This is a genomic window from Micromonospora sp. DT41, from assembly GCF_049841715.1.
In the GTDB taxonomy this organism is placed as follows: domain Bacteria; phylum Actinomycetota; class Actinomycetes; order Mycobacteriales; family Micromonosporaceae; genus Micromonospora; species Micromonospora profundi.
On record NZ_JBNCKU010000037.1, the window covers coordinates 1 to 8,032 of the forward strand.

Genomic DNA, 8,032 nt, shown 5'->3' on the forward strand with positions numbered 1-8,032 from the left:
CGGCCCTCGCGGCGCAGCCACTCGCCGTAGACGAGATGGGTACGAGCGAGGTAACCGCCCATCCGGCTGTGCTTGAGAGCGCGTTTCACTTTGCTGAGCGTGCGGGCCACGGGTGCCCTGGTGCTGGACGGCGAACTCACCCTGGACGTCCGCGCGCCCATCACCCCGGGCACGGTACTGACGATCATGAGCGGGGCCTCGATCAAGGGCAACTTCCACTTCATGCCGGAACGGCGGGTCCTGAACGTGGGCGGCCACATGTTCCGGGTGTCCTACAAGGGCGGCGCCATGACGCTGACCGCCGAGCGGACGCTGCCGAAGGCACGATCCGGCAACGCCTAGCCACACGTGGCCTGGTCAGCCAGGCTCAGGTTCGACTGAGCCTGGCTGGCCGGGCCCTTGCCGAGCAGAAATCACGACCCTGGTGGACGCGCTCGCCGACATCCTCGCCTGGTTGATCCACCGACGCCGGCACCACGAAAACGCCAAGTTCCGCCCCTACGCCCACCACGCCTTCGCGCCTACCGAAATCTCCCCCATCAGCGGCGTCTGCGGGCGCTCATCGACCAGGGGTGAAGAGGTCCTCGCCGCTGATCACCAAGCACCCGAACATGTCGCCGAGGACCGCTCGTTGGTGTTCCGTGAGCGGGTTTACGAACACGGCAACACCAACCTCTGCGGCCCGGCACGCTTGCGCGACTTCGCGCGCTTTGCCCTGGCTAAGCAGTGTCCGCCGCGACAACGGCAACGCCATCTTGGCCGCGCCGCCGTGCGAGACACCCCGCCGCTGAATGTGCCGGCTCACTACCCTCCCGCCATGTACCTCCACCAAAGCCGCCAGCACATCTAGCTTTGCGCCGAAGCCCTTATCCTTTGCCGGGAACAGGCCTACGAGCGCCACGCCGGCGCCCGTCAGCACGGAGGTCAGTGACTCGCTCGGATATTGCCGCACGGGGGCATGGTGGCAGACGCCACCCAGGCACCCGCTCATCGGCTACGCCTCCGCGCGAGCGCCAACGCTGACGCATTCGGATCCACCGAAGAGGTCACCGTTCAGGAAGCCCTTGCGGCTGCGTCCACGGGCGTGGTGGGAGATCGTCACGAACTCGACGGCGCCACTCCGGGCACCACCAGCGTGAAACGCGAACTCATCTACCACGGCTGGTGCGATTTCTTCGCGGGCTGGCGGCGTCGACCCGCTGCACCTGTCGGTGGGGCCGGGCGACTGACGGCGTCCACTCTCGATGGTCTGGTTGGTGGAGAAGAGGGTGCCGTTGCCTGGGCGTTGGCTGCGGGGGGGGGGGGGGGGTCACCGAGGTCCATCTGGGTTCTTCGAAGTTGGGAGGGGTTGAGGTGTTTGCGGTGGCGTGGGGTGGTGGCGAGCCGGTGGAGTTCGGTTTCTGATCGAGAACGGTCTACCCAATGTCGACGGTGGAGCGCTGTCGCGGGGCTGAGCGCTGCCGTAGGGCGGAGCGTAGGCCCACGTAGGCGACCGCGCCCGAGGCCAGGTAGAGCGCGGCCTGCACGTTGAGCACGAGCACGACGTTGAGCGCGTCACCGAGCAGGCCGGCGGCCACCATGCCCAGCCCTTGCGATGCGTTGTAGATCGCGTAGTAGCCGCCAAACGCCCGACCCAGGTCGGTGTTGGGGACGCTCTGTTGGATCTGTGCGAACGCCCCGCTGTTGTAGGCGATGCCGGGTACGCCGACCAGGATGAACAGCAGGACGTACCACTCGGGCTGGCGGGTCACCGCCGGCCCGTTCCAGATGACCAGGCTGACCAGGGCGAATGTGGTGGCGCCGAGGCTCATCAGCAGTCGAGGACTGAGCCGCGCGCCCAGTGTGCCGACGATGAGCCCGCCCGCCACGCCGCCGATCGCCTGGACACCCCGCAGCACACCGGTGAGCGTGCCGTCGGCGTGCAGCGCGCGGCTGACGAAGACCACGAAGAGCACCACGAACAGGCCCTGCGCGATGCCGCCCAGCGCCACGCTCAGGAACGTCACGCGCACGGTGCTGTTGTGCAGCATCGCCGCGAGGCCGGACCGCCAGGCGCCGAGGAACGACGACGTACGCTCCGGCGGGGAGGCGCCGTGCTGGACGGCTCGGGGGGCGACGGCGATCAGCGCCGCCGCGACCACGAAGGCCACGGCGCTGCCGATCGCCAGGTAACGGGTGCCTTCGCGGGTGATCGCGAATCCGCCGAGCGAACCGCCGATGAGCCGCCCAACGCTGATGGTGAGCGCCACCAGGCTGTTGGCGCGTACCAGGTGTGCGGCCTCGACGAGGTTCGGCAACGCGGCGTTGCGGGCGGAGTCGAACGTCTGGCTCAGCACCGCCTGGGTGCCCGCGACCAGCGAGATGATCCACAGATGATGCTCGGGCCGACCCAGCAGCGGGATCACCGCCGCAGCCTGTAGCACCGCAACGCAGGCCATGAGCCGGAACCTGTCGAAGCGGTCGGCCAGGGCGCCGGCGAAGGATCCCAGCGTGATGCCGCACAGTAGCTCGACGAGGAAGACGGCGGAGGTGATGAACGCCGAGCCGGTCACCCCGAACACGTAGATCGGCAGCCCGGTGAGCAGCAGCCAACTCGCCACGCTCGAGCAGAGCCCGGCGAGCAGGGTCAGGGCGAATCCGCGGTGACGCAGCAGCGTGAACATCTCAGATGAACTCAGGCGTGGGGTATGCCTGCAGACTGAGAGTGACCCGCCGGGCTTCCGCTGGGGGCGCGTGGCGCACCGGACGCAGATAGGGTCGGATGACGGCGTCCAGGGTCAGCGTGAGGTGGCGCAGTTCCTCGGGGGTGACCGCGAGCGTGTAGGTGTGGAAGGTCGCGCCCTCCCGCCACTCGTCCGTCAGCTTGTGCCGCTGGCGCTGGTAGCGCTGCAGCGCCTCGAAGACCTCGTCGAGCTCGAGTGCGGCAAGTGCGTCGTTGGCCTGCTGCCCGTCGACGTCACCCGGCTCGGGCCGGAACTCCAACCCGGTCGAGGTGGCACGCCAGGGCCGGTCGCGCCGGTTGACCCCCTCGGCGGGTGCTCGTTCGATGAGTCCGTGACGGCCGAGTTGGCGCAGGTGGTAGCTGCAATTCGACCCGGTGTCGCCGAGTGCCTCGGCACACTGCGCTGCGGTTCTCGGGCCGGCGGCCAGCAGGTAGCGCAACAGCCGCAGTCGCAGAGGGTGCGCGAGCGCCCGCAGTTTGGTCGCGTCCTGCACGCGCACCCGGCGTTCCGGCTCCTGCTGCTCCATCGGCACTCCTAAACGAAAGACTTATTTCGTTTATACGCCTCCAGACCCAGCACTCACAAGGAGTGTTTCGCATAGGTCTCGTCTCGTCGGAATCTCCGAGAATCGAGCAGCGTCCGCTATGAGTCGACCCAGATGGCGAGACCTGCAGCTCGTTGGTGATCATCTGAGCGTCGAGTTCGGATAGTCACAGGTGAAGAGCTGCGAGCATGGTCAACGACGCAACCAAGCTGTTGGGTCTGGACGGCTCTGGTGGTGGAACGAGTCGAGCTGAACGCTGAGGGCGTTCCGGTGGTGAGCCTGTCCACCGGTTGTGAGCAGGCACGATGCTGCCCGCAGTGCGGGTGAAGCAGTGGGCCACGACCCGGCCGCGGGACCTGCCGGTCGCCGGTCGACCAGTGCGGCTGCGCTGGCGCAAACGACGCTGGTACTGCCCGACGCCGGCCTGTCCGCGTCAGGCGTTCACCGAGCAGGTCGCCCAGGTCCCGGCCCATTCACGACTGACCACACGACTGCGGCAGACGGCCGGGGCGGCGGTCGCCGACGGCGGACGCACCATCGTGCAGTCCGCCCGCGACCACGGCATCTCCTGGCCGATCGTCGCGGCCGCGTTCACCACTCACGCGAACAGCGTGCTGCCGGACGAGCCGGAACCGGTCGCGGTGCTCGGCATCGACGAGGTCCGGCGAGGAAAGCCGCACTGGATCTGGGATGCCGAAGCCGGCTCCTGGACGGTCACGGCGGATCGCTGGCACGTCGGGTTCTGCGCCCGGTGCCCGGCGCGGTGTGCCTGGCCGGCGCCGGACGGCTCGTCGCGCTGCGTGGGCTGCTGCGGTACGCGAAGACTCTGCGGGTGTACGGGCGTGACGGCTTCGGGCTGGGCGCTCGCGCTCGCGCTCGCGGCAGACGGGGACGGGTTCGGAGAGTACCTCTACGCTGCCGTAGACCCGCCCAGCGGGCTGCCGAACGTGTGGGCGCTACGCCTGAGGGGTCCAAGTCTGATATGGCCAGGTGCCGGCGGCACGGGCCCGGTCCACCAGCTCGGGTGCCTGGGCGGTGACCTCGATGACGAGCTGTCCTGCATATCCGGCCATCGCTTCCGGGTACGTCCGTAAGGCAACCAGCAGCCGCCCAACTGCGCTGAGACGTTCGACGGCGATTGGCCAGTCCTGACGGTCGACGGCGAGGGCGGCGGTGAGCAGCAGGGTGTTCGCGTACTCCCAGGCTGCGTGCTGGTCCAGCACGGCCAGCTCATGACGGATGGCGTAGGCATGTTCGGCCAAGGGCGCCGCGGTCGCCGTCTGCCGGCGTTCGAGCAGCGCGGCGGCGAGATTGTGCAGGGCCGTGCCGAGGATTCGACGCAGCCGTGGGTAGGCCGCGTCCGCGTCCGCGCAGCGGTCGATGACCTCGGACAGCAGCATGATCTGGTCTTCGTGACGTCCGGTGGCTTCCGCGACCACGGCGGCGTCGACCATGTGGGTGACCGCGTCGGCCAGCGCCTCCCGCTCGGTGGCGGTCCCGCGTAGCAGGCCCTCGTGCCGCCGGACGGCAACGACCACGGACAGCCAGGCAAGGTCCCAGGCGTCGTCGCAGTGGCCGATCCGGTGCCGGAGCATCGCCCGCTGGTAGAGGGCTGCGGACCAGAGGCGCCGGACGTCCCCCCGGGCCGGGTCCGACGTCGCCCCGTCGTACAGGCTCAACTCGTCGGCGAGCTCGGCGAGGACGCGGTCGGCCTCGATGATCTGGTCCGCGTCGGCCAGAGAGGTTTCTTGATCGAGCCGGGCGGCACAATCGGCGATCACCGACGGGTCAGCGGGCGGGCGGTTGCCGGGTGCGGCGCCGGTCACCCGCGACTCCGCCGCCAGCCGCGCCGCGAACCCGCCGGCGGTAACGTCGGATGGTGAGGGCTGGGCCAGCAGATCCAGGTAGGAGCGGCGTATCCGCCACGCGCCCGAGTCGGGAACCACCAGGTTTTCCGGCGCGGCTTGTTGCAGCTGCGCCAGCGACGCCTCGATCCGCTCTAGTCGCTTCTGCGCTCCGGAGCCCTGGAACATCTGTTCTAGCGAGTACTGTTCGGTCAGCGCCACCCGCATCAGGTCCGGCCGCCCCAGAGTGCTGGCTACCCGCGCGAAGATTCCGAGGGCGTCCGCCAGGTCGATCACGGCGGCCGCCTCGCCGGTGTCGCGGGCGAGCCCACGCTGGAGGTCGACCATCTCGGCGGCTAACGGTCCCAGGACGGAGGGGTCCGTCTCGAGTCGCAGGGTGACCAGCCCAGTCAGTGCCGCGGTCCGAGCGCGGCGGGCGTCGAGGCCGTCGGCGGGCCGGGGCGCGACCAACCGCCACACCCGTTCGACGACATCGCGCCCGCGATCGACGAGCCCGCTGCCGGCCAGGATCTGGCCCGCCTGCACGGTGCGGACCACGGCGTCGGCATGCCAGTCCGGATCGGAGAGCAGATCGCCGGCGAGCGCGATGACCTCCTCGGCCTGTTCCCGCAGCTCAGTGACGTCACCGCCAGCGGCGAGCCGTTCCTGAGAGAGGTTCAGGGTGGCGCGGCCGAGAGCATGCAGCAGACGCCCCGGATCGCCGAGACCACGGGCAGCGGCAACGGCCCGCTCAACGGCAGCCCGGGTGTCCGGGCCGAGGCCGGCCCGCGCGGTGATCTCGTCGGCGGCGCTGAGCAGGCGGTCGACCTCGGCAGGTGTGCTCATCACACGTCTGGAGTCACACCGTCGGCAACGGCAGATGCCGGCTCACGCAATGCGCTAGTTCGATCACCGACACCTCTGGCCACCTCCAGTGCTGTACGACGAGTTGCCCTGACCGGCTGCGAAAAGCGCCATTGCCCCGGATCGGTGCCCGCGCTAAGCACCGCGAGCAGCAGTCGACCGATCATGAAACCCGAGGTGCCGCCCGCCCCGGCGAGGCACGCCCCGTGCAACAGCCGCGAGCCAGCACGTCGCGATCCGCTCTCATCCAACAGTGATGTGACAGGCCGTGAGGGCATGCCGCACTTCTACCAGGAGCCAGAGGAAAGATAAAGAAGGTCGATACGGTCTCGCGGATGCCATGAAGTTCTGCGAAGACGCCGATATAACGACATTCGACGCAATCACAACGTCCATCCGCGCGTACAAGGCGTTCGCAGGCGGGTCAGGCGTTCATCCCAGAAACACCACCCATGGCGGTACGAGGGTCCCTGCGGCCGTTCGCGGTCGCACCCGGGTCCTATGTGGGGCCCGCAGCATGAGCGGGCCCCACATACCGCTCGAACCTTCCGGCTCCATCCGATCGGCAGTCATACATGCCGGAGTACGGCAACGCGTTGAGGGGTCCGCGCTGTCACCGACACGTCCGGAAGTTGGCGACAGGATCTCAGATGTCACCTATCGGTCCAGCAGACCCCGGCACTGGCCGAGATGCGATCCGACTTGGAGCAGCACGCCCCGGTTGCGGCCGAGCAGTCTCGAGTACCAGCACAGGAAGCGCCCAGCGGAATCAGCGCCAGGGCCGTCAAACGGCGCCGAGAGCTTTGGTGATGTTCCACTCGGCTAGGTCCAGCATCCATTGCCGATTGGGGAAGTCGGTGTCCGCGATCCGCAGTGGACCCTCGATCAGGGACAGCACCTGCGCGTACCGGTACAGCTCCAGCCTGTCGGGGTCGAGATCGACCGGGCGTAGTAGCGGGTAGGCGTCACCGAAGCGCATCTGTAGCCAAGCGTGCTCCCACTCGACGTCGAAGTACGCTAGGCCTTCGATATCGATCATGACGGGTTCGCCAGCGGGCGTGACGAGTACGTGATCCGGGCCGAGTTCGCCGTGTACCAGCCCATATGTCTCGCGTGCCGTAACCGCGCTCCGGAGGAGACGCACATGCCTGACGATCCGGTCGTGTGCGTCGGCCAGCCGCGTGTCTCGGTCGGCTGCGGCGTGCAGGTGGCTGAGCGCCCGGTCCACAACGATGTCCTCGGTGCGCCGACGCTGAGGTGCTTCGCCGCGGGCGATAGCGGCGAGCTTGCCGTACTTCGGGCCGAACGTGGTGTGCATGCGTCTCAAGGCGTCACCAAGCGTGGACAGCGGTGTGGCGGCGCGTGCCGGGTCGCGTTCCATCAGCGTTTCCAGCCTTACCGCACCGACGTCCTCGATCAATGCAGCGTCGGTATCCAGGTAGCGGCCGTCGCGATCGAGCATCAGCAGCCGTGGAATCCGCACTCCTGCGGCTTCGAGAGCAGCGTGATTGGTGGCGAATAATTCCGCGCCGGACGCGTCAGTGAACGGGTCGTCCGGGACGGCCGGCGACGGCGGCCAGTAGTTCTCGCCGGCCGCCCATACATAGAGGATCACAGTCGTCTGGTCGTCCAGGCTGAGCCGGTAGACCCCCTTTTTGCTGCCGCCGGTTAACCGGTCCAGCGCAATGAGCCGCCGACCGGACCCGAACCGATCGGCCACCAGGTCGCGCACATCGTCCCGCTGCAAGAACGCCCGCTTCATGATCGCCTTTCGTTGGGCGCCCACGCTATCTGGGTCGTAGGTGCCACACAATCGCGTTAACGAGTGGACCACCACGATTTGCGACGTCACTAGACGCCCACCCGCCAGGGCATAGACACGTGGGGCCTCGAACCGACCCAGTTCGACGACTGATCGCCGGAACAGCCTGCGCTTCAGCGCGTTGCGCACAGCTTCGGTCACCAAGATCTGCTGCACTGTTCTCGGCAGTTGCGGGTGGTCTCGTGGTAGCCGCCTCATCGCCCGGCGGCCGGCTGAACGAGGTCCGGGCCGCCGG

Annotated in this window: 6 protein-coding genes and 1 pseudogene; 2 read left to right on the forward strand and 5 right to left on the reverse strand. The window is 68.3% G+C overall.

All coding sequences use genetic code 11. From position 1 onward, the window contains the following. Positions 1 to 99: 99 nt before the first annotated feature. Complete coding sequence (locus ACLQ23_RS31415) at positions 100 to 342, forward strand: hypothetical protein (protein ID WP_355598181.1); 243 nt, start codon at positions 100 to 102, stop codon at positions 340 to 342. A 217-nt stretch (positions 343 to 559) separates the two neighbouring features. On the opposite strand, the gene ACLQ23_RS31420 is transcribed toward ACLQ23_RS31415, so the two are convergent. The 3 genes from ACLQ23_RS31420 to ACLQ23_RS31430 form a co-directional block, all read right to left on the reverse strand. Beyond that, entirely contained in the window at positions 560 to 991 is a 432-nt protein-coding gene (locus ACLQ23_RS31420) for a hypothetical protein (RefSeq protein WP_355598183.1), read from the reverse strand. 424 nt (positions 992 to 1,415) lie between these two features. Continuing rightward, a complete protein-coding gene (locus tag ACLQ23_RS31425; RefSeq protein WP_425881526.1) occupies positions 1,416 to 2,663 on the reverse strand; it encodes an MFS transporter in 1,248 nt (415 codons plus the stop codon). A gap of 1 nt (position 2,664) precedes the next feature. After that, positions 2,665 to 3,249 (reverse strand): winged helix-turn-helix domain-containing protein, encoded by a 585-nt coding sequence (locus tag ACLQ23_RS31430; protein ID WP_355598187.1) that lies wholly within the window; start codon positions 3,247 to 3,249, stop codon positions 2,665 to 2,667. A 206-nt stretch (positions 3,250 to 3,455) separates the two neighbouring features. On the opposite strand from ACLQ23_RS31430, the pseudogene ACLQ23_RS31435 reads away from it, so the two are divergent. Next, a pseudogene (locus ACLQ23_RS31435) lies at positions 3,456 to 4,013 on the forward strand (transposase family protein); the annotation flags it as partial. 210 nt (positions 4,014 to 4,223) lie between these two features. Here ACLQ23_RS31435 and ACLQ23_RS31440 read toward each other — a convergent pair. Together ACLQ23_RS31440 and ACLQ23_RS31445 are read right to left on the reverse strand one after the other, a co-directional pair. Then, positions 4,224 to 5,957: a hypothetical protein gene (locus ACLQ23_RS31440; RefSeq protein ID WP_355598189.1), complete on the reverse strand. Its 1,734-nt coding sequence runs from the start codon at positions 5,955 to 5,957 to the stop codon at positions 4,224 to 4,226. A gap of 802 nt (positions 5,958 to 6,759) precedes the next feature. Continuing rightward, the gene (locus tag ACLQ23_RS31445) at positions 6,760 to 7,737 is read right to left on the reverse strand and encodes a phosphotransferase family protein (protein ID WP_355598191.1); all 978 of its coding nucleotides are present in this window, start codon (positions 7,735 to 7,737) and stop codon (positions 6,760 to 6,762) included. Between the last annotated feature and the right edge of the window lie 295 nt (positions 7,738 to 8,032).